The 24688-nt window shown below is 36.4% G+C and carries 31 protein-coding genes and 1 other annotated feature; of the genes, 11 read left to right on the top strand and 20 right to left on the bottom strand.

What is annotated here, in order from left to right:
- Nucleotides 1–21: 21 nt before the first annotated feature.
- The 6 genes from NYE73_RS11375 to NYE73_RS11350 form a co-directional block, all read right to left on the bottom strand.
- Nucleotides 22–492, bottom strand: a complete 471-nt coding sequence (locus NYE73_RS11375) for a peptide-methionine (S)-S-oxide reductase (RefSeq protein WP_066037846.1) — start codon at nt 490–492, stop codon at nt 22–24.
- Nucleotides 493–681: 189 nt separating this feature from the next.
- Nucleotides 682–2043, bottom strand: coding sequence for an amino acid permease (locus NYE73_RS11370; RefSeq protein ID WP_048393780.1), 1362 nt, complete (start codon nt 2041–2043; stop codon nt 682–684).
- A gap of 78 nt (nt 2044–2121) precedes the next feature.
- Nucleotides 2122–2373 (bottom strand) — a binding site (T-box leader).
- 156 nt (nt 2374–2529) lie between these two features.
- Nucleotides 2530–3027, bottom strand: a complete 498-nt coding sequence (locus tag NYE73_RS11365; RefSeq protein ID WP_066037845.1) for an AAA family ATPase — start codon at nt 3025–3027, stop codon at nt 2530–2532.
- Nucleotides 3028–3228: 201 nt separating this feature from the next.
- Complete coding sequence (locus NYE73_RS11360; protein ID WP_259951305.1) at nt 3229–4134, bottom strand: NAD(P)/FAD-dependent oxidoreductase; 906 nt, start codon at nt 4132–4134, stop codon at nt 3229–3231.
- A 458-nt stretch (nt 4135–4592) separates the two neighbouring features.
- Nucleotides 4593–5210 carry a cysteine peptidase family C39 domain-containing protein gene (locus tag NYE73_RS11355; protein WP_066037844.1) on the bottom strand — a complete coding sequence of 206 codons (618 nt, stop codon included), beginning with the start codon at nt 5208–5210 and terminating at the stop codon, nt 4593–4595.
- 205 nt (nt 5211–5415) lie between these two features.
- The gene (locus tag NYE73_RS11350) at nt 5416–5829 is read right to left on the bottom strand and encodes a hypothetical protein (RefSeq protein WP_066037843.1); all 414 of its coding nucleotides are present in this window, start codon (nt 5827–5829) and stop codon (nt 5416–5418) included.
- A gap of 584 nt (nt 5830–6413) precedes the next feature.
- Here NYE73_RS11350 and NYE73_RS11345 point away from each other — a divergent pair.
- Both NYE73_RS11345 and NYE73_RS11340 read left to right on the top strand, forming a co-directional pair.
- Entirely contained in the window at nt 6414–6536 is a 123-nt protein-coding gene (locus NYE73_RS11345; RefSeq protein WP_081010967.1) for a YjcZ family sporulation protein, read from the top strand.
- A 144-nt stretch (nt 6537–6680) separates the two neighbouring features.
- Nucleotides 6681–6887, top strand: coding sequence for a hypothetical protein (locus tag NYE73_RS11340; protein ID WP_259951306.1), 207 nt, complete (start codon nt 6681–6683; stop codon nt 6885–6887).
- 36 nt (nt 6888–6923) lie between these two features.
- Here the strand turns inward: NYE73_RS11340 and NYE73_RS11335 are convergent, their stop codons facing one another.
- Entirely contained in the window at nt 6924–7805 is an 882-nt protein-coding gene (locus tag NYE73_RS11335) for a hypothetical protein (protein WP_259951307.1), read from the bottom strand.
- A gap of 134 nt (nt 7806–7939) precedes the next feature.
- Here NYE73_RS11335 and NYE73_RS11330 point away from each other — a divergent pair, with 134 nt between their 5' ends.
- Together NYE73_RS11330 and NYE73_RS11325 are read left to right on the top strand one after the other, a co-directional pair.
- Entirely contained in the window at nt 7940–8578 is a 639-nt protein-coding gene (locus NYE73_RS11330; protein WP_259951308.1) for a hypothetical protein, read from the top strand.
- A 472-nt stretch (nt 8579–9050) separates the two neighbouring features.
- Nucleotides 9051–9461 (top strand): DUF3888 domain-containing protein, encoded by a 411-nt coding sequence (locus NYE73_RS11325; RefSeq protein WP_259951309.1) that lies wholly within the window; start codon nt 9051–9053, stop codon nt 9459–9461.
- A 137-nt stretch (nt 9462–9598) separates the two neighbouring features.
- On the opposite strand, the gene NYE73_RS11320 is transcribed toward NYE73_RS11325, so the two are convergent.
- From NYE73_RS11320 to NYE73_RS11305, 4 genes are all read right to left on the bottom strand, one after another.
- A protein-coding gene (locus tag NYE73_RS11320) for an IS3 family transposase (RefSeq protein WP_139111235.1) occupies nt 9599–10953 on the bottom strand; the annotation gives its coding sequence in 2 pieces (ribosomal slippage) (nt 9599–10500 and nt 10500–10953; 1356 coding nt in all).
- 109 nt (nt 10954–11062) lie between these two features.
- Nucleotides 11063–11200: a hypothetical protein gene (locus NYE73_RS11315; protein ID WP_004228528.1), complete on the bottom strand. Its 138-nt coding sequence runs from the start codon at nt 11198–11200 to the stop codon at nt 11063–11065.
- Nucleotides 11201–11339: 139 nt separating this feature from the next.
- Nucleotides 11340–12338 (bottom strand): HAAS signaling domain-containing protein, encoded by a 999-nt coding sequence (locus tag NYE73_RS11310; RefSeq protein ID WP_259949166.1) that lies wholly within the window; start codon nt 12336–12338, stop codon nt 11340–11342.
- Complete coding sequence (locus tag NYE73_RS11305; RefSeq protein ID WP_048393791.1) at nt 12325–12675, bottom strand: PadR family transcriptional regulator; 351 nt, start codon at nt 12673–12675, stop codon at nt 12325–12327. Before NYE73_RS11305 ends, NYE73_RS11310 begins: the two co-directional genes overlap by 14 nt.
- Before the next feature lie 585 nt (nt 12676–13260).
- Here NYE73_RS11305 and NYE73_RS11300 point away from each other — a divergent pair.
- Nucleotides 13261–13770 (top strand): YwhD family protein, encoded by a 510-nt coding sequence (locus NYE73_RS11300; protein ID WP_259949165.1) that lies wholly within the window; start codon nt 13261–13263, stop codon nt 13768–13770.
- Between the two features lie 11 nt (nt 13771–13781).
- The gene (locus NYE73_RS11295; protein WP_004228537.1) at nt 13782–14018 is read left to right on the top strand and encodes a DUF362 domain-containing protein; all 237 of its coding nucleotides are present in this window, start codon (nt 13782–13784) and stop codon (nt 14016–14018) included.
- A gap of 102 nt (nt 14019–14120) precedes the next feature.
- Here the strand turns inward: NYE73_RS11295 and NYE73_RS11290 are convergent, their stop codons facing one another.
- The 6 genes from NYE73_RS11290 to NYE73_RS11265 all read right to left on the bottom strand — a co-directional run bounded on the left by NYE73_RS11290 (nt 14121) and on the right by NYE73_RS11265 (nt 17955).
- Nucleotides 14121–14870 (bottom strand): ABC transporter permease, encoded by a 750-nt coding sequence (locus NYE73_RS11290; protein ID WP_259949163.1) that lies wholly within the window; start codon nt 14868–14870, stop codon nt 14121–14123.
- On the bottom strand, nt 14871–15632 hold the full coding sequence (locus NYE73_RS11285; protein WP_259949162.1) for an ABC transporter ATP-binding protein: 762 nt from the start codon (nt 15630–15632) through the stop codon (nt 14871–14873). It lies immediately after the preceding gene.
- A 162-nt stretch (nt 15633–15794) separates the two neighbouring features.
- Entirely contained in the window at nt 15795–16136 is a 342-nt protein-coding gene (locus tag NYE73_RS11280) for a DUF1048 domain-containing protein (protein WP_259949161.1), read from the bottom strand.
- Nucleotides 16137–16192: 56 nt separating this feature from the next.
- Nucleotides 16193–16513, bottom strand: coding sequence for a PadR family transcriptional regulator (locus tag NYE73_RS11275; protein ID WP_004228545.1), 321 nt, complete (start codon nt 16511–16513; stop codon nt 16193–16195).
- A 407-nt stretch (nt 16514–16920) separates the two neighbouring features.
- Nucleotides 16921–17544 carry an HAD family hydrolase gene (locus tag NYE73_RS11270; RefSeq protein ID WP_259949159.1) on the bottom strand — a complete coding sequence of 208 codons (624 nt, stop codon included), beginning with the start codon at nt 17542–17544 and terminating at the stop codon, nt 16921–16923.
- Nucleotides 17545–17559: 15 nt separating this feature from the next.
- Entirely contained in the window at nt 17560–17955 is a 396-nt protein-coding gene (locus NYE73_RS11265; RefSeq protein ID WP_048393800.1) for a pyrimidine dimer DNA glycosylase/endonuclease V, read from the bottom strand.
- A gap of 77 nt (nt 17956–18032) precedes the next feature.
- Here NYE73_RS11265 and NYE73_RS11260 point away from each other — a divergent pair, with 77 nt between their 5' ends.
- Entirely contained in the window at nt 18033–18494 is a 462-nt protein-coding gene (locus NYE73_RS11260; RefSeq protein ID WP_259949157.1) for a GNAT family N-acetyltransferase, read from the top strand.
- Between the two features lie 186 nt (nt 18495–18680).
- Here NYE73_RS11260 and NYE73_RS11255 read toward each other — a convergent pair whose 3' ends face one another.
- Both NYE73_RS11255 and NYE73_RS11250 read right to left on the bottom strand, forming a co-directional pair.
- Nucleotides 18681–20453: an oleate hydratase gene (locus NYE73_RS11255; protein WP_054549388.1), complete on the bottom strand. Its 1773-nt coding sequence runs from the start codon at nt 20451–20453 to the stop codon at nt 18681–18683.
- Nucleotides 20454–20730: 277 nt separating this feature from the next.
- Nucleotides 20731–20991, bottom strand: coding sequence for a hypothetical protein (locus NYE73_RS11250; protein ID WP_259949154.1), 261 nt, complete (start codon nt 20989–20991; stop codon nt 20731–20733).
- Nucleotides 20992–21142: 151 nt separating this feature from the next.
- On the opposite strand from NYE73_RS11250, the gene NYE73_RS11245 reads away from it, so the two are divergent.
- The 4 genes from NYE73_RS11245 to NYE73_RS11230 all read left to right on the top strand — a co-directional run bounded on the left by NYE73_RS11245 (nt 21143) and on the right by NYE73_RS11230 (nt 23668).
- The gene (locus NYE73_RS11245) at nt 21143–21676 is read left to right on the top strand and encodes an HXXEE domain-containing protein (protein ID WP_259949152.1); all 534 of its coding nucleotides are present in this window, start codon (nt 21143–21145) and stop codon (nt 21674–21676) included.
- A gap of 37 nt (nt 21677–21713) precedes the next feature.
- Nucleotides 21714–21905, top strand: a complete 192-nt coding sequence (locus NYE73_RS11240) for a hypothetical protein (protein WP_112117966.1) — start codon at nt 21714–21716, stop codon at nt 21903–21905.
- Between the two features lie 89 nt (nt 21906–21994).
- Nucleotides 21995–22945 (top strand): bile acid:sodium symporter family protein, encoded by a 951-nt coding sequence (locus tag NYE73_RS11235; RefSeq protein ID WP_259949149.1) that lies wholly within the window; start codon nt 21995–21997, stop codon nt 22943–22945.
- A gap of 75 nt (nt 22946–23020) precedes the next feature.
- Entirely contained in the window at nt 23021–23668 is a 648-nt protein-coding gene (locus NYE73_RS11230) for a pentapeptide repeat-containing protein (protein ID WP_259949145.1), read from the top strand.
- 513 nt (nt 23669–24181) lie between these two features.
- Here NYE73_RS11230 and NYE73_RS11225 read toward each other — a convergent pair.
- On the bottom strand, nt 24182–24628 hold the full coding sequence (locus tag NYE73_RS11225; protein ID WP_259949144.1) for a GNAT family N-acetyltransferase: 447 nt from the start codon (nt 24626–24628) through the stop codon (nt 24182–24184).
- Between the last annotated feature and the right edge of the window lie 60 nt (nt 24629–24688).

The raw sequence follows: 24688 nt of genomic DNA, 5'->3' as shown, positions 1-24688 counted from the left end.
AGAAAGGTCTCGTGAATTCCGTTATTTATATTTATTTAAAATTTCTGCGGGAATATGACAATAATCATTTGGACATCTGGTTAATCTATCTTGATGTTCCTCTGCACTTCTGACATAGTTTGTAAGGGGCAATATTTCAACCATTATAAGCTCGTAATCATTTTGCTCTCTAAGAAATGCCTTCGCCTCTTTTAAATGCTCAGGATTTTCACTATATACGCCTGTTCTATATTTTTCGCCAACATCCTGTCCTTGTCTATTCAAACTGTAAGGATCAATGATTTCGAATAAATAGCCCATTAAATCTCGAATGGTTACAACTGTTGGATCAAACCCTGTTTTTACACATTCAGCGTATCCATCATAATCGCCCTCAAGCGTACGACTTGTTCCATTCGCTCTTCCTGCTTCTGTAAACGTAACTCCTGGTAGCGTTTTTATAAAAGCTTGTACGCCCCATAAACATCCACCAGCCAAATATACTACTTCCATCATGCCCCTCCTTTTTTGTCTAAATACAGATCAATTTTATTATGAACCTATTCATAAAGGAAGGCACTCATCACATTCTTTACTAATGGCTAAAAATTATTAAACCTTAGATAAACGTAACGAATCGAGTATACCAAAATGATTTTTTAACAATTTGCGCAGTAGAAGTATCAGTATAAAAAGATGTAACTACTTTTTAACATGTATTACTTTGTAGCCAATATATAAGATGAAAAACCAAACTGGTGCCACATATAGGGCAACACGCATATCTGGAATAAACGCCATTAACACAATCACCATTAATAAAAATACAATAGCAATATACGTAGAAAGTGGGTAAAGCGGAATTTTGAATTTCAGTTTGGCTACTTCCTCTTTCGTTTTTGACTTCCTAAATTTCAACTGTGCTAATAAAATAATCATCCAGCTTGTAATGACTGCAACCGTCGCAACAGCAGAAATATAGATGAACACTTTTTCAGGTACTACATAGTTTAAGACAACCGCGATTAATAACACAGCTGACGAAAATAATATCCCTCGACTCGGACTACCGTTTTTGCTTACTGTTTTAAAATATTCTGGACCATTTTTTTGAACCGATAAGTTGTGTAGCATACGTCCTGAACCATATAAGCCACTATTAAAGGCAGACATTGCAGCTGTAATGACGACAAAGTTAATAATGTGAGCCGCAGCAGGGATACCAACGTAATCGAAAATTTGAACGAACGGGCTACCTTCTGAGCCAACTTCGTTCCAAGGATAAATAACCATCATAACGCCTAGCGCCCCAATGTAGAAAATTAAAATACGCCAAACGATGTTGTTAATCGCTGATGGAATGGACTTGCTAGGATTTTTTGCTTCTCCTGCAGAAATACCCACTAATTCAACCCCACCGAATGAGAACATAACTAATACGAGTGACATTAAAATACCATGGAAACCATTTGGCATGAAGCCACCATGTGCCCATAAATTATCAAAGCCAATTGCTTCACCGTGATTGCCGACACCGAAGAAAATAATGGCTAATCCTAGAACGATCATCCCGATAATTGCCACAACTTTAATCATCGCAAACCAGAATTCGAATTCTCCATATGCTTTTACATTTGCTAAGTTTACAAGCGTCATCATCACAAGTACGACAAGGGCAGTTACCCATTGTGGAATATCTGGAAACCAGTAGTTAATATATACACCGACAACTGTTAGTTCTGCCATGCCCACGACAATCCACATGAACCAATATGTCCATCCAGATAAGAAGCCAGCAAAGCGCCCTAAATATTTATTCGCGTACATACTGAATGAGCCTGATACAGGTTCTGCTACTGCCATTTCGCCTAATGCACGCATAATGGTGAAAATAACTAACCCGCCAATTAAATAAGCTAGTAAAATAGATGGTCCCGCCATTTGAATGGTTGAACTAGAGCCATAAAATAAACCGACCCCAATGGACCCGCCAAGTGCAATTAATTGCATGTGACGAGTACTTAATTCCCGCTTTAGTTGTGAATCTTGATGATTATCTTTCATAATGCTTACTCCTCATACGTTTAGATTTTCAAATACTTGCTCAAAAAAGGAATAAAAAAAACGCCCTTTTGGATTAACCAAAAGGACGATTCAACTCGTGTTACCACCTTTAATTTATAAGCAATTCACATTACTTACCTTAAGAAGTACGGTCATTTGACGATACTCTCGCACATGATTACGGGTGCTTACCGGCGTAGCCTACTTAGAATAATCCTTTCGGTACACAGCTCCAAGATGAATTCTCAATCGTTTTACATGCACCTCTCATCGACCGGTAACTTTCTGTTCGTAAAAATAATTGATACTACTTCTTTTCATAGCCTTTGTTCTATACAAATATTTTTGAATTGTTTTTCATTTTACAGAAAAAAAATAGTTTGTCAATATAATTTTCAAAAATTCTTCATAAACCGCATAAATTACATATGACAATTCTATAGGCGGTTTAGTCCAGCTAATTTTTCCTGGTGCTAAAATTCTGTGTTATTCTTTCCCACTAAACTCCCATATATTTAAACCCTCGGAAGCTTCTGGTGCTTCAAAAAATTTAGTAACTTCAATAAACGTCGCTTCCGTGTCAAAAGCTGCTCTTTCGGGTTGTTCGTTACGCCTTTGCGCAATTTGACGCAAGCATTGCTGGTTATTTAAATTAAGGTAGATTAGTTGATGGTTTGCATTGACGTCTGACGCTATATCCAAAAACCACTTTCGCTGTTTTTGAGTGTTACCTGGAAAATCCATTACTACATGCGTACCAACACTTAAAATGTTTTGGACATGCTTTTTCAACATCGGCTTGAGCTGTGCTGATAATTTTAGATAGTCCTCAAATGATGTGATCTGATTGGGATAAAGAGAGGAAAGCCATTCATCCTCAGATAAAAGTACCGCATTTTTTTCTTTAGCCAATTGTTTTGATTTTGTTGATTTTCCTGCTCCCATTTTTCCACAGAAAAAGTATAGAGTCCCCACTTGTTTCATTTTTTTCTTCCCCCGAGCTTTTTTTATTGGTTTTAGTTGTTACCCTATCCTTGTAAAACTATAATTTTTGGAACAACAAAAACGGATTCTACAAGCAAAATCCGTTCTTCGTCATTTCTTATAGTAACTCTAACACAATGTTTGAGAATACATTAGCTGATATGTTTTTGCTAAGATCCTATTCCAAGTGTTATGACGTCATCAAAAGCGTTCCATCGTTAAATCAGTATTTACTGAAACAGCAGCTTTATTACCTTTGGCAGCTGAAATCATTAAAGTGGAAGGTTTAGATCTTTCGGTTTCCCCTGCAATATATACATTTTTTTGAGTTGTTCTACCAACACCATCTGTTATGACTTTTCCATCTTCATCAATATCACAGCCAAGCTTCTCAGCAAACTGATTGGGGCGATAATAAGATGGGGCCACAAATCCACCCGACCTTATAATGGTTGCTCCTGATTCAAACTCTATTTTTTGTAAGTACCCATCATTGCCTATGAGGTCTTTTATCTTTTCTGATATTATTTTGATATTGTGTTTTTGTAACTCCATTTTACCTTCTTTAGATAAGTGAGCTCCATTCGTTAAGACAACCAAATCCTGTGACCAATTATAAATCAACTTAGTCAAATGCAGTACATGCTCTTCTTTTTCTGCCATCACCACTAATGGCTTATCCTTTTGCTCCCAACCATCACAATACGGACAACTAAATAGACTTTTTCCATAAAACTTTCTTATACTTGGTATAGTAAATATTTCTTGAACACCGGTGGCGAGGATGATTTTTTCTGAAACAAATTCCTGACTCGTAGATGTTTTGACAGTAAATCGCTCATTACCTATATCCTTTATAATTTCAATAACTGTCGCATTAAGATAGGAGACGGACGGGTAATTCACCAACTCTTTTAAAGCTATTTCTTTAAATGCTTGTGGTTTTATCCCATCACGCGTAATAAATCCATGTGACGCCTGTGTCACTCTATTCCTATTTGTCCCATCATCCATTAATGCAATATTTCTCCTTGCTCTTCCTAAAGTTAAGCCAGCACTTAACCCAGAAGGACCTCCGCCTATTATGATACAATCAAGAACAGTCATTTTTACCTCCGTATTGATTTGCTTTCTTTTGAATTGTAATTTGCATTCGAGAACTACATTATTTCCTACATCATGGATTTCCATTCTTTACACACTAATAACGCGAAGTTTTTGTTTATTTCGTATTAAAAAAGACGCATTCCTTTTTAAAGAAATGCGCACAATTGTGGAGGATTTTTTTAAGATAAATTTGATAATAGTTGTTCAATAGCTTCTGAGTCTTTCGGGTATGCATGAATAAATTTTGAAATTTCATTGCTATCCTACCAAGCAATTTCTTCATCTAAGTCTTGATATTGAATATCTCCACCAGTTAGTTCACATAAAAAATATTGCGTTGTTAGTTTATATTATTTGATAATTTGAGTGTTTTTTCTTATTGCAAAATCTCGCCCGATTGTTAAATAACGTTCAACTCCTGTTTCTTGTTATTGTAAACATTTTAAATGATAAAACAATTAACTAGACTGTGTGGCGTCTACGGCTATGTAAGTATTGCTATAAAGAAGCATATGAATTCTCTTTACATTCCATAGTTTCTTAAATTCATTAATTGGAACTTTTCGATTATAGCGATTGTGTACATCATCACAATTCACCAGTTTCTTTATTGATTCTGAAAGGTAAATATATTCCTTGTCATAGCCTACTACTGGGACAAAATGCAGATAGTTACGATCCTTTTGTGTTTTAATAAAAACAATCACGGGAGTTCCTTTACTAACTTCATACTTTAATGTACTTACATTTCCTTTATGATATTTTGTTTTAAAACCCTTTTTTCTTAACACCGTTCGGATTCCCTTTGGATATACAGTACCAACCCTAGTTTTACTAGGAAAATGCGTATATAACCCTTCACCATCATCTTCCATGCCAAAATGACGTAATAGATATGCTGTTGAAAATGCTGCACATTCGTTATTCTTTTGAAAATCTATTCGATTGTTTTGTTGAATAAGATAGTTAGCTGGAAAATCTCTTCTCTGTAAAACAGGTATGGGTAATGTCATTAAATATGCATTAATAATAGTTGATATAATAATCCATAAAATAACTTGACTAACTATAAACATACACGACCCCCATATCTTTGTGTCTAATTAAATCGATATTCTAAGTCCTTTTTTCACTATCCGCTCCGTTTTTTAGTATATTTTATTTCTTCTTCATTTCAACATAATTATCCAATTTTGGTTTATGTTTTACTTAATTAAATGCCCGTTTGTTGAATAAGTCAAACGTTGCTTTACTATACCAGTTTCCTAGCATCTCACTCTTTCAATATTTACTTGCTACATATTTCATCACAGCCTGGATTGTAAGGACGAAACTAATGATCGTCGATAATAAAAGCTCCATTGCTTCATGTTGATTCCATATAAGCCCATATCGCATGAACAAATAAAAACCGCTTGTCAATGCATGGCAAGTAAATAGACTTCCCCAGATCACTGCCTTTGACTTTTTATAAGCACTACTGCCCCATAAATATTTCATATACAAAAAACAAACAACACCTATACCTATAATAAACAGTGATGTATGCGCAAAGGATGTTGTCACAATCATCGGTTCTTCGTGCGGCATATCCACATAGAGAAGGTTTCCAAGGTGAATTATGTTAAAGCTCAATAGACAAATTACCACATATAAAAACAATAGCCATTCGGCAGTTATCATGAACCATTTCATTATTGTCTCTACCATCCTCGTCTAATAACCTAGTATTTTCTTTATTTGCTAAATATCTACAAAAGGGACAATAATGATCTCTCGCTCTGAAGATCGCACGGTATATTTCGGACCAAGGAATGGTATCTTCACAGCTATCACATTCTACATAAAGATCAGGTAATAAACCCTTATCTAACAAAACATCCCACTGTGTGTTGGTTAATCAGGTCCATTTTTTATACTATCTATAATGATTGCCAATACTTCCCATCATAAATTCGATTTGACTTCACTAATTCTGTTAAATAAGCCATACATTCGGTTGGTTCACTTATGATTTTTTGCTTTAGCTTTTCCCGTAGCATGTAACGCCCGCTTTCTTTTCTAACTTTGCTTGCAAATCTAACATCACTCTCTAATTATGTAAAAAAATAAAAATTAAGTAAATGAAAAACCTTCTTCTATAAAAATAATTTACAAGTATGTTTTCAGCATTTTTTAGAACCATAGGGTAAATACCATTTCTCCTTTCTGCCAGCATACATATTATAGGTTGTAGAAAGGAGGGATTTTCAGTGGGATACAACGGAAACGTAGGTAACATGAACAACAGCTGCTATTACGGCGGCGACTCTGGCGGTGGCGGCTATTACGGTTCAACATTCGTATTAATCGTCGTTCTATTCATTCTTTTAATTATTGTTGGCGCTTCTTTCTTGTACTAATCATCCCAATTAGCACCTAACCCTTTTACAGACTTTAGGAGTCTGTAAGGTCAAGGGTCACTTTACCAGCCTAGTGACCCTTTTCCTTTTCAGATAATAGTGCGATAATCAAATTTGAAATGGTAAATTTGAGGTGAATTTTACATGTTGCGAGTAATTAAAGCATTGCTAGGCATCGCATTGATTATGGTTGGCCCTATGTTGATTGTCATTACGGTTGACGATACTGTATTTCTTAAAAATATATTATTAAGAATCATTGGTGGTCTGTGCGTTTTACTGGGCGTTCATTTATTACATAGACAGTTTCATCCGAATTCATACACAAGTAAACCCACGAGCTCCGAATAAAGAGCGCTTGGGTTTACTTAAATATTTAGAAAAATATTATTCCTTGGCAAAATATTTTGGGTCTATTTGAAGAAGAATTGTATTCATATCATAAAAATTTCCTGATTTAAATTTTTCCTCATGAGTAAACCCTTGTTGTTGTTGAATAAATGCTAACCATTCCTTTTCTAACTCCCTACTACTCTTTCCGTAAACTTCCTCTAATTTTTGCGCTAATTCTTTCTCGTTATATATATGTTCAAACTTTTCGAGTCCGTAAGTATCTATTAAATATGTAACAAATGATGCCGCATGCGTGTAGCTCATCTCCATCATGACTCGATTCTGTTCTTCACTTGAAAGTGCTGGGCGAAAATAGACATCATCTTGATTTGGATCAATTAACTTACTAATAGGAATTAACTTATCTGAATCCAAATAATGCTTCATGTATTTTTCAAAGTATAATTTATTTTTTCCATATTGATCCTCCATATAACTCGCAAAACCCTCTTGTGTAAAATAGCCATGGTCTGATTCGAAATTGTTGCCATAGCCAAGTAAAGAATGGGTCATTTCATGGACTAGTGGATAGATATCTTCTTGAACACCAGTTAGTTCGATTTTCGATGCAAACCCCCAGGATAGACCGTCTTCCTTAAACCATACGTTGATATGCTCAGATGGCGTGTAGGAAGTATGTATAGAATTCTTTATGTGGTCGTATGCTGTCACAATTTCATCCTTTATAGCCTCTACTTTTTCTTGTGGAACACCAATCTCATTCTTAATTTCAAAGGTTATTTTGCCATCCTTTGTGACCACAATATTTTCATCGTTTTTCTCTTCCTGTATTTGTTCTTTAGGTTGAACGGTTTCTGCTGTACAGGCTGTTAATAGCAATGTACAAAGAAGGATTGTGCCTCTCCATTTAGCCATAATTACCTCCTAAAAAAGTATTTTCCAGTTTATACGAAACTTAAAATCCAAAAGTTTCATTTTCAAAAGAAAAATAAGGAAAATTAGACAAAATTATTTATAATGTTAGTAGACATGGCAAAAAGGAGGTCGCAATGAACAAAAGTACATGTATTCATTACAATCCACGCTATGGCTGGGATTTAAATAGTGATGCAAATTTAGAAATGCGGTTATTTGCCAAAGCACAGCGTAGACAAGTAACTATTCTCAGCTATGGATGTGATTTAGATCATCACACCATTAAAAAAATTGCTCGGCACTACCTCACTAGGAAAAAATCTGACGAAACCGAAGAAACATTAGAAATAAGATACGATACATATGATGCTAATTCAAGTAAACACGAAGAGAGTCAATACTATTGGAAAACCTCTTTCATTAGTGAAAGAACATTAGCTGCTTTCCTACAAGCGCTACGTCGATTATCTGGTACACATATTCACTGTGAATTTAATGTGCGGGGACATTTTGAAGTAAAAATAAATGGTGTGGAATTTTCTACACGTGTATTAAAAGCCCTTGATTATCCATCTATGTATAAGGAAGATTTAATCGGACGCTATCTTTTATTTATTGATACAGAATCACCTGACAATGAAATAATACGTCATAAAATACACTTGCTCCCTAAAGAGCTGCAAAGTCTCTCTCTTCCCTTAGACAGTTCACAGCTCCAATGGCAACTATTAGTAAAGGACTGGATAACAGCTATTCTTCGCTACGATGTGTAAATTTTAGCATATGCAAGATGATGGTCTATAAAACCAAGTAATCTTATCATATAAATAGAAGTAGTGTTAAGCGAATTCGTTTAACATGGCACCTCCCGATTTGTTACTAAGGGGCACTTCCATCTGTGCCCCTTCTATTTTTTGCCTATTGCACACTTCATCGCCATCCAATACATATAATTATTTCGTTATGATGGAACGTAGATTTATGTTAGAGGTTATTTTAAATTTTTTATCGAATACCTATGTTGGTCAAAGTATAGCAAGGCCCCATCAAAATGATTGGTTCCACACCATTTATTGTGATGAACCGTATCGCAGCTTATTTTTTGCCAATCGTCATGTCAGAAAATATCTTCAATTATTTGTAAAACCTATACTCGAACACCTTTACTTCGATCATACATACTTCATTCCATAAAGGTAACAATACAATGCATTAGGGAAAGATCACAAAGAGGTGTAGAAGAAAATGAAAAAGATGTTACTCGTCTTTATATTCCCCCTTGTACTAGTTCCTTCATTTCAAACAATATCCGCTTCAACAGCTGAACCAACACAGGATTCTAGCGAGCTGAGATTGCAGGATATGCTCATGCTTTTGCTTACTCCTTATATTGAAGAAGATTTGACCAATTATTATTCAAAGATTAGAAAGGATGTTTCCCCTCATATTACGCCTTGGAAAATTGAAGTAATTGATACAAATAGAAACCATTTCCGAGGCTTTCAAATGCAAATTACATTTGAAATTGAACCTACGGATGGCGGACAATGGATTCCTATTGGAAAGGATCGAATGACCTATGAAATTTCTTCAGGACCTGTTGTTAAATTGATTCATCACACACATCTCAAAACGTATAAATATCCGCCTGAATAATACCTTCCCATTAAAATTGTAAGCTTGTCCCTTTATTGAATGTCATGCGATTTTTTTATCTGTGAATCATAAAAGCACCCCATCAAAGCTTGTCTTACTTTGAAGTGACCCCTATAAGTTAGACACGGTTATTTCGTTTAGGCAGCTTGGGTAAACTGAGTTCGGTATTCTACCGGACTCAGTTTTAATTTTGCCTTTAAACGTCTCGTGTTGTAATACGTTATATACTTTTCAAGTTCCTTTTTAAAATGCTCGACACTATCAAATTCCTTTAAGTAGAGGAATTCTGACTTCATGATGCCGAAGAAATTCTCCATGACAGAGTTGTCATAACAGTTTCCCTTACGTGACATACTTTGCACAATGCCTCTTGATTCAAGGGCGTGGCGATATTGTTTCATTTGGTAATGCCAACCTTGATCTGAATGCATCAATAATTGATGTTCCTCTGGCAACCTCTCTAGTGCCTTCTCCAACATTTCTGATACAAGCGAATATGTTGGTCTATGACCAATTGTGTACGTAATAATTTCGCCGTTAAATAAGTCTAAAATAGGTGATAAATAGAGCTTTTCACCAAACAGCTTAAACTCCGTAATATCTGTAACCCATTTTTCATTCGGTGCTTCTGCTATGAAGTTACGATCCAATCTATTAGGCGCAATCTTACCGATTGTCCCTTTATAAGATTTGTATTTCTTCATACGCACTAAGCACTTTAAACCTAATTCTTTCATGATACGTTGAACCTTTTTATGATTCACTTTTTTCCCACGATTTGCTAGCTCATCACGAATACGACGATAACCATAACGACCTTCGTGTTCGTTATAAATTGCTCGAATTTCGGCCTTTAACTCGGCATCTGGATCTGGACGATCCATCTTCTTCACTAAATCATAGTACGTGCTACGTGGAATGCCTGCGAATTTCGCAAGCGCCTTCACCGAGTATTTATGCCTTAATTCATAGATGACCTTTACTTTGTCTTCTTTGGTGATTTTTCCTTGGCTTGAACTAAGGCGTTCAACTTTTTTAAGTACTCATTTTCCATACGTAGACGATTGATTTCTGCTTGAAGTGCTTCAGGTGTCCCTTCTACTGGTGCTTGTTTTGGTTGTTTGTTCGTTTCTTTTTTCATGGATGGATGCCCCTTTTTCCTTGATTGAAGGGCATCGAATCCTTTTGTTTTAAATTGCTTTTTCCAACTACGAAGTGTAGAAGGCGTAGCTATCTTAAAGATAGCTGCTGTTTCAAGTAAGGACGTACCATTTTCAATCATAAAGTTTAGTACGTCTAGTTTAAACTGTGCCGAATAATTTGTATATCGCTTTATAAACGCTTCTACGCCATTATACTCATATTGTTTCGCCCAATTAAGAATTGCTTTGTGATCTGTTCCGATAGATTTAGCAATTTCATGTGAACTTTCATTGCCTTTTATGTAACGTAAGGCTGCTTGTAGTTTTTCTTCCGATGTAAATTTAGCCATATAAAAACTGCTCCTCCAAATGTTAGATGTGTCTAACATTTGGGGAGCAGTTCACTTTGATGGGGTATTTCATTGTTATACTAAACTTCGCTGTTCATAGACGATCTATTTATTTTCTATCTCTTATTTCTTCTAGTATTTCTATTATGCGATTGTTTTGCCTTTCAATCGATTTTAACTTTCTCTCTATTATGCTTGAAGAGAAAAACACAATTAGTACAATTGCTATTCCAATTAGTAAATCCATTTTACTTCCCCCACTGTTTATTTATGTAATTTCACTTCATCCTACATAGATTTCAAAAGAAAAAGATGGCTCTATACGGAGGCCATCTTTAAGTAAAGTATCCATGGTTGCGTACTAATTAATGCTAAACAACGATGAATTAACGGATTCGAGCCTTGCGGAAGCCGTCGAATATACTGATTGCCGCAGATACAACAAATATAATAATTATGCCGCCAATTAGCCATATTTCAAATTGCTTAGTAGAGGTGGTAAATAAATTACTCATGTACGCGATACTTTCTTGGTTCATTAAATTCGGATTACTTACTATCACAATGAATACAACGGTTGCGAAAAGCTCCACAATTGTATTAAAGATTGCCACCTTTTTCGTCCATTGCCCTTTCAATAGTTTGTAGAGAGCTAACCCAATTTCGAGAGCAATGACAACGATCACAATGGGCGAATAATGAAGTAAAACATCCTGATTTAAAGCTGGCATTACGAATTTTAGACCCTCTCCACCATCTTCATATATACCTAAAAGATGATTTGCATAAAAATAAAAAGTTGCCCAAATGGCCGTCCACATTAAATAGCCAAATACTTCAAGCTTGGTAATTGCCTTTTTCTTAGGAATATAAATGACGGTTTTCAGATCTTCGGGAGTCCATTTTTTTAGACTTGCTGATAATGGATGCTGCTCTTTTCCTTTATCAGTACGTTCCAAAATGACGAATACGACTGTTAGCCAGAAAAAGACATGTATGCCTACTTCGATGATTCTCCATATTCCTTCCCCCATCAGATTGAGGACAACATTAAGAACCGCTTCTTCCCCACCAAAACTAATAAAATATTCAGCAATCATTGAGATTACTGCAATGACAGCGGCAATTGGTATAATCATTTTTAGTAACGAAAGGTATACATCAAAATAGCGAGGGCCGATTAAATGCATTGGTTGATCACGATAACCGCTCGCTAACGCCGCTGGATTCCCTAACTTTTCCAGCGCTTCCTTTACATCATGCTCATTGTAATCATCAGGTAACATATCCTCAATGGTTGATCGTAACTCAAGTGCGATATCCTCACGATTTTTTTCAGGCAGCCTCCGCGTGACTTCTTGAATATAAATTTCAGTCAGATTCATCTTTATCCTCATCTCCTTTTAGTAGCTCATAAAGTTCTTTTGAATTATTAATCCATTCTCGTTTCAATTGCAAAAAGACGTCTAATCCAAATTCACTTAATACATAATACTTGCGGGGTCTACTCTCAGAGGTTTCCCAGCTACTTGTCACTAACTCTTGTTTTTCTAAACGGCGAAGCAATGGATATAAGGTACTTTGATCAATGTTAATGCCCGAATCTTCCAATAATTGAACAAGTGAATATCCATACTGCGGTGTTCGTAATTGACTTAAAACGGCTAATGTCAGTGTTCCTCTCCTAAGTTCTGTCATTAATGAATTCAGTAACGTACTCATTCACTCACCTCAATTCCACTTACTATATGACATACACTGTATAACTTATACTATGTATCGTACACTATTGTTGTTACAACAACAAGCAATTTTATTGTCCTTTATAGAAAAAATAGCTGTTTTCAGGAGTCTTAGTCCTTTTTCAGCTGCTTGGTTTCTACCAATTAAAACGGAATGGCAAAATTTATAGCAACAACCTTCTGCTAATTAAAGGTCCAATCACTGTATTATCGTCAAATTTCCAATACATAACATTTCAGACATTAGTCTGAAGACAATCATTGATGTTAGACGGTATATTGTATTTATACTTTTTAACGATAAAAGTATGAGGAAAAATCCTAGACAACCATTACGTATAGAAAAAAATTACTACTAAAACGTTCAAGTATCTTAATTTATAAAAACTATACGTAATGTGTTTGTTAGATTTGTACTTGAAAAATTACCAACAGGTAGAACATCTTGTACAACGTAGCGTACAGTGATGTTTTTTTTATGCGTTTTGCTATGAGCAAAAACTGTATGTTCAGACCGATTAACTATTTATTAATAAGGAAATACAAATGTGTCGAGGTGACTTCTATGAAGGAGAAAATGCATTTTACAATTTTAAGTAACGATTCAACTGACGGAGATGGAGGTTACGGAGTAGGTACCCTTGATCTAAATAATGTAACGTCAATTATTATAGATTGTGAAAAAGAGCACGTGTTTATAGATTTAGAAGCCTTACACGGACGAAGTAAAATTGAAAAAAAAGTTCGTTTTTCACCTGATCTAGCTCATGCTAGTAGCGATTATTATCGTTATTGGATAGTTTGGGTAGCGATTCAGGTTAATCAAAATGGCCCCTATTATGCGGGATGTACCGCAAGTGAAGTACGGGTATCAAAAGAAGAACGTCGTATTAAGCTTGGCTATAAATCTTTGCCAGAGCAGGTAAATTTTTTAGATAAGGCACTGAAAGGGAAATTTCACTTGCAGCATATGGATAGTCATTCAAAAAAGCTACTTTTTCAGTTTTTATCTGAATTTAATGAAGCGTATTGGAAACACTCACCCGAAGAATTAAAACACCAGTTGTCTGTATAGGAGGATTTATAATGGCATTTGTAATTACAGAATTATGCAGGGATGAAAAAGCGGCTGTCTGTTTGGATGTCTGTCCAGTAAATTGCATTGTTATGACAGATACCCAATATGTAATTGATCCAGATCTTTGCATTGATTGTGGAGCTTGTGAATTAGTTTGTCCAGTAGAAGCGATTTATTTTGAGGATGATTTGCCTTCTGAATATCAGTCAGCAACCCTTCTAGCACGAAATCATTTTCGAAATTAGCATTGTCTTTATCCATATAGATTGAATAGAAGCGAGAACAAGTCGATTTCCTATACAATAAGAAATCGACTTTTTAGTATGGCTTATTTGATAATGACGAATTTAGCCTAACTGGCGTTTAAATTGTTTAATGGCGAAAAAATATGCGATGACCATGATGCCGATGCACCACATAAGAGCGGGCCAGATATCATTACTAACAGAGCCTTCATATAAGAGGGCGCGAATTGCATTGACGATTGAGGTAACGGGCTGGTTCTCAGCGAACGCACGGATAATTTTAGGCATGGTTTCCGTGGGAACAAAGGCCGAACTGATAAAGGGTAGGAAAATCAGCGGGTACGAATAGGCTGTTGCCCCCTCCATAGACCCTGCTGCTAATCCAGGAATGACTGCCAACCATGTCAATGCTAGCGTAAACAGCCCTAGTATGCCAGCTACCGCAAACCAATCCAAGAGATCCGTACTAGAACGGAAACCCATCAAGAACGCAACAAGGATAACGACTACAACAGTAAGTGCGTTGGAAATAAGCGAGGCCAACACGTGAGCCCACAATACAGACGACCGCTTGATGGGCATGGTGATAAAACGTGCCATCAGCCCACTCTTTCTATCTGTAAACAGCCGTGCGGAAGTGTAAGCGCAGCCCGATGCAATGGCCATCAATAAGATTCCTGGCAATAAATAATTGACGTAGTTGGCTGTACCTGTCTCTATTGCACCTCCAAATACGTAGACAAATAGTAGCATCATCATAATTGGCGTAATCGCCACCGTAATTATTGTATCTGGGCTGCGCATAATGTTACGCATTAAACGCCCTAGCAATACCCATGCTTTACTCTTCATTTAAATCTCCTCCTTTTTGCCAATGATGGCGAGGAAAATGTCCTCAAGTGTTGGCTGCTTCTCACTGTACTCTACTTTTGCAGGTGGGAACATCTCTTTAAGTTCTAGAAGGGTGCCTGTCGTTATAATTTTCCCTTCATGTAGGATGGCAATACGATCCGCCAGTTGTTCGGCTTCCTCCAGGTACTGGGTCGTTAGCAAGATGGTCGTGCCACCATCCGCAAGCTCCTTGACTGTTTCCCAGACTTCCATTCGTGCTTCAGGATCAAGCCCTGTCGTTGGTTCGTCTAGAAAAATAACCGCTGGCGACCCAATCATGCTCATGGCAATGTCAAGTCGGCGCCGCATCCCGCCAGAAAAATTGTCTGCCCGACGATTGCCCGCATCTGTCAGGCTGAATCTTGCGAGTAGATTGTCTGCTGTTTGAGCGGGATTGGAAACCCCTCGCAACTTGGCAATCATGATCAGATTTTCCCGCCCTGTGAGCATACCGTCTAAAGTGGCGAACTGCCCTGTTAGGCTGATGCTCTGACGAACATGATCTAGTTGGTGCTGGACATCAAAACCGCAAATCCCTACTTTGCCACCATCAGATTTCATCAATGTGGAGAGAATATTGATTATCGTCGTTTTCCCTGCTCCATTTGAGCCTAACAATGCGAAAATTTCGCCACGCCGCACCTCAAAATCCACGCCCTTTAAAACTTCCTTTTCTTTAAAAGATTTTTTTAACCCTTTTACAGAAATCGTATCTTTGCTCATCCTTTTTCCTCCCTTTTTAAAAATCTCTTTGCAGAGTTAGATTACCCTTCCTTAACTACTTAGTCTGACTGATAATCTGTATAACTTAGTACCGTTTGAAATTAAAACTGAATAGCGAAGGCCAATGAACAAGTAGCTATTCAGTCGGTATTACTGACCCATTTATTTTTTTCCTAATCGATTTAAAATGCTTTGGTTTAAATCTTCACGATACTTGGCGATATAGGTTTTTACGTTTGCCACTAGCTCATCAGCAAAAGACGCTACATCTTCGCCAGTGATTTCCAGCACTTTCCTGCCTTCTGCTGCCCCAGCCTCGAACAACTCGATCAATTCATATTGCATATGCAGCATATCCATCCCATTACCCACTGTGAAATTCCACATGTAGTTTTGAATTTTTTTAAACACAAATTGGTAATCCTCTGGTAGTTGTTCGACCCGTGCCATCATCATCTTGTACTCTTTTTTATCACCCATCATTTTTTTGAACAATTCGATCACGTTATTTTCCTCCTTTGTATTATCAAGCTAAAGATCAGACGCATTATCATATGAAACTAAAAAGACTTTAGAGCATTGATTTTTGACGAGATAAAATCCCACTTTTCCCAAAATAATTTTAGTTCGTCACGTCCAGCCTCATTAAGTGAGTAAAACTTGCGGGGCGGTCCCATATCTGATGGTTTCTTTTGAATATTCACCAGTTTTTTTTTCTCTAAACGCACGAGGATGGTGTAGACCGTCCCTTCCACGACCTCAGTGAACCCTAACTCGTTCAGGCGTCGGGTAATTTCGTATCCATAGGTTTCATGACGGCTAATGATTTCCAGTACGCAGCCTTCCAGAGACCCCTTCAGCATCTCCGTTAAATTTTCCATATGCAGAACCACCTCTATTTGCTTTACTATTCTGTACAACTTAGTACTTAGGTAAAATTTTTTCGCTTTCGAGAAGCTATTAAGTATTACTTATTACAACTACATAGTAACACCGAGTAGTTAGGGTGTCAATTACTTTCTTATAAATTTTTTGATGCCACTATTCAAGAAAGAAAAAAGAGCTGCTTATGCAACTCCATGTTCTTTCATTAAAATTTCACAATCTTATCAGGCGACTGCCAATAGGTATCGAGTTGACCATTACTAACAAAAAGCTTTCGTTCGATTATTTTATCGCATGTAATTGTAGATATTGGGAATTTAACTGTCTTAATCTTTTTAACTATTTACGTTCCTCCTAGGCAAAGATGGTGTGATATATAGGACACCATCTTCTATTTTTCATGCTACTTAACGATTGCTAAAATATCCTTTGGCTCATAAAAAACGTAATCTGCCTCCTCAAAGCCAATGGTGGATTTAGCTCCCCAATGGGCAAGGGCAAATTTGGCGCCTGCTTGCTTTGCGCATTGGAAATCATAGATAGAATCACCAATATAGATGGCCTCTTCTGGTGCTACCTGTAATGCGTCCAGACATTTTAACAGCGGCTCTGGGTGTGGTTTATGCTTTTCCGTATCACTGGCACTTACAATATGTTGGAAATACTCACTTAACCCAAACGGCTCAAATTCATCCACTACCTCTTGCGCTGTTTTAGAAGTGACAATCCCTAATTGTAGTGGCTTTGTTGCAAGGTGCTGAATAACTTCCTCTAGACTTTCGAAAACAGCCACTTCATGTGAAAAATCCAGCACAGCCGCAGACCATTTCTGATGCACAGCCTCTATGTCATCCACGTTAAGCCTCTGCAATGCATCTTTTCCTGGGATGCCTAAAGCAAATCGTAATGCCTCAAAGGGATAGTCCTGTTTTGTTTCTTCTCGTAAGGTTCTTTGCAATGACTGTAAAATCGCTTGCTCCGTATCCAAAATCGTTCCATCTACATCAAATATAATCGCTCTTAACATATATAACCCTCCTAGTTAAAGCACGTTATTTATATATGTGCATAATTGCTGATACAATTCCTCTTCATAATCCTTCTGGCCTCTTATAAATTTCTCCTTTAAATTATAAAAACATATTTCAAGATATTCCTGATTATGATGCTGTTGAAAGGGTCTTCTATCCTTTACTGGGCCCAAACCCTTAAAGTAGTTATTCTTTTTTTCGTAGGTTCGAATTTGATAACCCCGCTTCTTCATTTCATCCATGACTTTTTCTGTATACAAATACAAATCTTCTTTTGGGTATTCGTATATATAATTAATCAGTATATGCTGATCCTCTTTCGCAAATATGCTATTTAGCTCTCTCCACTGCGACAGTAGTTGTCCTTTTGGTAGATACGCAATTAAATCTATATGCCATAACCTCATGTGCCTTCTCCTTTCTATTAATCAACCATTAATGTAAAATATTACTTACTATGATACTAAACTGACGGAGGGATAGTATGGAAATAAAAACTGCAACGCTCGATGAAATTCCACAAATTGAGCGTTTATACGAAGAGCTTTTTTTAGAGATGTCGATTCTTCAACCTAAATATATCAAACCTGCCAAACAAGATGCCAACTTTATCAGGTTTACGATCATTGAGGATGATTCAGATATTTTAATCGCAACATTCGAGAACGAAGTAGTAGGCTTTTTGCTTATTAAAGAAACGACGACCCCACCCTATACTTGCTTGTTTGAGCACAAATATGCTTTTATTGTGGATGTGATTGTTGGCAAGCATTACCAAAACAAAGGAATTGGGTCTGCTTTAATAGATGAAGCGAAAAAATGGGCAGCCTATCGTCACTTGGACTATCTGGAGTTAAATGTATTGACTGAAAATAAAGGCGCTAAATCCTTATATGAAAAACACGGGTTCAAGGATACGAACCAGACGATGCGCTTAGAATTTTAAGTATGTGATGAGAAAGAAGGGATTTCAATGGAAGAAATGAAAACCGTACACAAGAAAGCCAACCTCATAGTGCCTGTCTTTATTGGCATGGGGTTAGGTGCGTTTATCGGTTTACTTGCCTATGTAAAAGACTGGCTATAAAAAAATAGACAAAGCCCCTCAAACTGCTTTGTCTATTTTTCAACACTATATTAGTTTACTTTCTTTCAGTAAATCATAAATGATTGTATCCTTTGTTTTATGAATACCCAATTTACCGATTTGCTTTAAGATAAATGGTGCATCAATATCTGTTAGTTTTTTACCATCCAGTAAACGAGCCGTTGATGCTAATAATGTGCGAACATCAAAGGCAGACGCAAACACCTCTGGCACACCTCGGTCAATCGTTAATAGTTGATAGACTGCCTCCATCGCCGTTCTTACGGAATATTCAGTAGTAAAGACTGTATCTCTTGCGGTTTCGCTGAAGTTGCCAATAAAGGCTAAATTAGCTGATCCTTCTGGCACAACAAGTGGACGATCACCCATTGCTCTTGGCATGAAATAAGAAGTGATGTAAGGCATATAGCATGGAATCGTATTGCAAGAATTTTGTGCAATGTCTGGAATTTCATCCACTGGTACACCCATATGGTATAACCACTCTTGTGCAATCTCAATGCCTGTACATTCCGTAATACTTTTTTTAATAAAATCACCTGGCTTGTTTGATAGTAAGCCATAAATCCAAACAACTAATTGGTCCTTTGGTTGATTTTTAAAGTGAGGTTGTCGGTTCAATGTATAGCTTAGCATCCAATTAGAATCAGTAGCTGTGACAATCCCTCCTGTTACGACCTTACCAGCGTATGGGTCCCTTTTACTGATTTTTTCAATATATGGAGCCACACGATCATCTAAGGTTGTAAGGGTAGCTGAAACAAACCAGCTTTCCTCTGGCAGATTATCGCAGAACTTTTCTGGTCGACCAAACTCTTCACCTTGGGCAGCGATATTTTTCCACAGGGACCAGCTGCCACCTAAATCTTTATTGATAGGGGCTGGCGTATTATTATCCCCGTATGTTGTACTTTCTGTAATACTACCATTTGTCACAAACACTAACTCATTTTCTGTTAGTTCAATATTCTTTTTCACACCATCTTTTCGTAACACCAATGTATGAGCTACTTTTTTGTCTCCTACCTTATCAACTAAAACATTTTCTACAACCGTATTATATTGGAAATCAACATCATGACTTTCTAAGTATTTAATCATTGGCAGCACGAGCGATTCATACTGATTATACTTTGTAAATTTTAAGGCCGATAAATCTGGTAATCCGCCAATATGATGAATGAAACGCATAATATAACGACGCATCTCCATCGCAGAATGCCATTTTTCAAACGCAAACATCGTGGACCAATAGAGCCAAAAATTCGATTCAAAAAATTCATCTGAGAAAACATCTGTGATTTTTTTGTCCTCTAATTTTTCCTCAGGCGTAAAGAATAATTTAATCATTTCTTCTGAGGATTTGTCTGATAAAGTGAACTTGCCATCATCCTCAAGTCTTTGGCCTCTATCCTTCATTAATCGACATTTTGAATAATTAGGATCCTCTTTATTAAGCCAATAAAATTCATCTAAAACGGAAGCATTTTCTACTTCTAACGAAGGAATGGAACGGAATAAATCCCATAAGCATTCAAAATGATCTTCCATTTCTCGTCCACCGCGAATAATAAACCCTCTCGTCGGATTAAGTATGCCATCTAGACTTCCTCCTGAAATATCTAACTCTTCAAGAATATGAATGTTCTCACCTTTCATTTGGCCATCACGAATTAAAAAACATGCTGCTGACAGTGAGGCTAGTCCCGAGCCAATCAGATAAGCAGACTTTTTATCGACTCCCTCAGGTTTTTTAGGACGTGCGAAAGCTTCATAGTTACCATTGCTGTAATACATATTACCGCCTCCTAATTTATTATTCTAATATAGAATAACACAGGTTATCGACAAAATGGTAAAATGAGCTAATAATTAACAAAAAATTCAAATCCGCTAATTGTGTGTTAATTTATCTTCCCTTCTCATTGGACAAAGCAAGTGCTTGTATTTTTATAAAAGAGAATCCATACAGTAAATAATCGTAATAACCCCCTTAACGCCTGCCTTAAAAAGGAAAAACCAATTTAATAAGTTACTATTAGCTTTGCATAATTATTATCTCAATAAATCTTTTTTAACCTTCATTCCCTTTTTGATGTTTAGCCAATTTCTCGTTACCTCGTTTAAAATTCCCCGTAATTTTAGCTAACAATAGCTGGACTTCCTTTATCTGCCCCTCCACCTGCTTAATTTTTGCTAGTAGAAGCTCAGCCTCTTTCTCCTTGACGATTTTAATTTGCTTGCCTTTATAATAAATAACGACAGTCCCCTTGTTTGTCGTTTGATATGAGAATGGTTCCTTGTTTAGTCTATTACGTTTATCGATTTCACTCACAGCTTCATCCCCGATTTCTTAATAATTAGATTCAATAATAAATGAATCTTAGCTTACAACTTTTTCTAATATGTTATTATTAACATATATTATATAAATATGGTATTTTCAGTAACACTTCCAGCATAGTGATAAGGAGAGAGGTATTCATATGGAATGGACGAATGTTCAAACACTAATTTGGTTGTTTCCTATTTTATTTATTATTCATGATTTTGAAGAAATTATTATGGTAGAGAAATGGTTACATCATAATCGTCATAAGCTGTATGAAAGATTACCCCAAAAAATAGCCGATAAAGTGGTGAAACAATTTTCAATGAGCACCGCACAATTTGCTGTTGCTGTCTTATTTATCTTCTTGTTTGTCAGTCTCTCTACCATTCTGGCTAACTTCTATTTTCTAAACGGAGCTGCTTTTACTATTTATTTTTTCACAGCTGTTACACTTGTTTTCTTTATCCATGCTTTTACCCATATTGGACAATCGCTCTTATTTCGTTCTGTTACTCCAGGAGCTATAACATCAGCCATCATCATTATTCCCTATAGCATTATTTTATTTAAATCTTTGTTTACTAGTGGCATCCTTACTTGGCATATCGTTTTGATAAGCCTGCCTTTTGGCATATTATTTTTCCCCATTGTCTTTACTGCGCATTGGATAGGAAAAAAAGTGATATAGATACATATTCATGAAAAGATAGAAAGGAGGCAGGAGAATGGCAAAAACTCCGATTTATTTAAAATTAATGATTGGTATTGGGATGGTTATTATCCTATCTTCGTTGTACTTTTTAAAAGACCAGCCTTATTATTTATGGGTTAGGTGGACAGGTAATATTTTATTGATCGTAGGCATTGTATGGATGCCGTTCACTAAAGAAACCAATAAAAAACATGTAAATTCTTAGCAGGAGTAAATCTTCTGCTTTTTTTGCGGTAAATTTACCTACGATTATAATAAAAGTGATAAAATCAGATAAAAAAAGAAGGTCTTTGTATGTTAGAAAAACTAAATGTATTTCTCCAAAAATACATTGCGATCCTGACACCATTAAGTTTAATTGTAGGTGTATTCTTAGAAAGTATTGGACATCATTTATTATTCCTCGTCTCCTGGCTATTTGCCTTCATGACATTCTCAGGAAGCTTACATATGAAATTTAAAGATGTAAAAATTTTCATGAAGCATCCAGTTCTCATTTTATTCTCCATCCTTTTTCTTCATCTCTTGATGCCTTTATGGGCTTATTTCTTATCCACTGTTTTGTTTGATGACCATTTGTTGACTGTTGGTTTTGTCTTAGCAGTTGCACTTCCAACAGGTGTAACGAGTGTTATTTGGATCAATATTTGCAAAGGGAACTTACCGTTAGGCTTATCAATTATTTTAATTGATACGCTCCTTTCTCCCATCATTCTCCCCTTCATCCTCTATATCGTTTCGGGTGAAAAAATTGAGTTGGATGTGGCATCCCTGATTCTGAATTTACTATGGATGATTGTCTTACCCACGATTTTAGGTATCTTAGTGAATGAACTTTCGAAAGGAGCCATCCCCCAAAAAATCGGTAAGAAACTTGCTCCTTTTTCAAAGCTATGTTTATTTGCTGTCATACTGATTAATAGCAGTGCCATTGCTCCCTACTTAAAGGATATCAACATGCATCTCTTCTTCGTGGTGCTTTTAGTGTTCTTCCTTGCAGTATCAGGCTATCTATTTGCTTACCTCATTGGTCGATATCTGTTAAAAGACGGTCCACAAATGGCAACCTTTGTTTTTACTGGTGGCATGAGAAATATTGCAGTCGGTGTCATCGTGGCCACAACGTACTTTCCAGGTAAAGTCGCCATGCCTGTTGTGTTCGGTATGCTGTTTCAACAGGTACTAGCCTCCGTTTTTAGTAAGATGATGAATCCTTTGTATAAACCAGATAAGAGCACCGTATAGACGGTGTTCTTATTTTAGGTTTGCACTTATACTAAATAGAAGAAGCTTTTATTTATATTTGAAGGGTGTGCTAATATGTCATACAATTTCCAACTTATATCACCAAAAATATCCCCGAATCTTGACAAAGCAAATTTTCAGGATATTTTTTATGAGGAGGAACCCTATTTAACAAATTGCAAGATTACGGATACGGTCATTGCTCACGAGGATATTGAACGATTAATCGTCTCTAATGTTATCTTTAAAAATGTCACATTCATCGATTGTACCTTTCAAAAAATTGATTTAACGGACGTCGTTTTTGAAAACTGTGATTTATCTAACACTAACTTAAGTGAAGGCATCATTCATAGAGTGGCCTTCAAAAACTGTAAACTATTAGGGTTGAATTTAACTGAAGCAAACCTCGGCAATGTTTCATTTGAAAATTGCCTTGCAAACTTATGTAATTTCCCCGAAGTGCGCTTTAAACAAGTGCTATTTGATAGCACCTCCCTGCAAGGTGCGAATTTTTATGATTGTTTACTTAATAAGGTGGCGTTTCAGGAAAGTGATCTAAATGATGTGGATTTCTCCCAAACTTCCTTAAAAGGAATAGACATCAGTACATGTAAATTTAAAAGACTTCAAGTAACTCCAGAAAGTTTAAATGGGTGTGAAGTCTCTACTGAACAAGCCATAGGTTTTGCTTCATTACTAGGGTTGAAGGTTAAATACTAGTTTAAGGGCTTAAAAGTTCAAGAAAAAAATAAAGCGCTTATCCTTATGCTCGGATAGCGCTCAATTTTTACAATTTGTTAATCTGCTATTTTATCGTCTTTTAGTATTTTATCCGCTCTTTACAGGCTATCCTCCTAATTTATTTGCGGGGCTAACCCTCACTTTGAGCGTTCTATCCGCTACTTTTTCAGTTTTATCCTCCACTTTTAGAATTCTATCCTGCTATTTGAGGGCTATCCTTCACTTTGAGCGTTCTATCCGCTACTTTTTCAGTTTTATCCTCTACTTTTAGAAATCTATCCTGCTATTCGAGGGCTATCCCTCACTTTAAGCGTTCTATCCGCTACTCTTTCAGTTTTATCCTCTACTTTTAGAAATCTATCCTGCTATTCGAGGGCTATCCTCCTCTTTGAGCGTTCTATCCGCTACTTTTTCAGTTTTATCCTCCACTTTTTGAATTCTATCCTTCTATTCGAGGGCTATCCTCCTCTTTAAACGCAAGGTGTCTGATAATTACAGCCTTTTATATAGCATTTCTATATGTTCTATTCCATCTTCTAAATAAACATCTGATGTCTTTTCAAATCCGAAGCCCTCATAGAATTTTAGCAAATATGCCTGCGCAGAAATGCGGATTGCGTCTTCTCCAATATCATCTAGAATATAATCAATTGCTCTTTTAACCATTTCCAGAGACAATCCCTTTTTTCTGTAGGTTTGCTTTGTTAACACTCTTCCGATTGCTGCTTCTTGATATGCTATTCCTTTGGGTAGAATTCTTAAATACCCAACTACCTCTCCTTGGTCTTCACCAAATAAATGATAAGCATTTTCGTCTTTTGAATCTAGATCCTGATAGACACATTCTTGCTCTACAACAAAAACTTCCGCACGAACCTTCAGTATCTCATATAGTTCTTTTACTGTTAGTTCATCAAATTTTTTTATCTTCCAATCCACTTTTATAGCCTCCTATACTATTCAATTTCATAAAGTATAGCAAAAGTAGAATAAAAGTGG

The organism is Lysinibacillus sp. FSL K6-0102 (assembly GCF_038003545.1).
In the GTDB taxonomy this organism is placed as follows: domain Bacteria; phylum Bacillota; class Bacilli; order Bacillales_A; family Planococcaceae; genus Lysinibacillus; species Lysinibacillus capsici.
The sequence above is the reverse complement of the archived record's forward strand: the minus strand, read 5'-3'. Positions and strand labels throughout refer to the sequence as shown.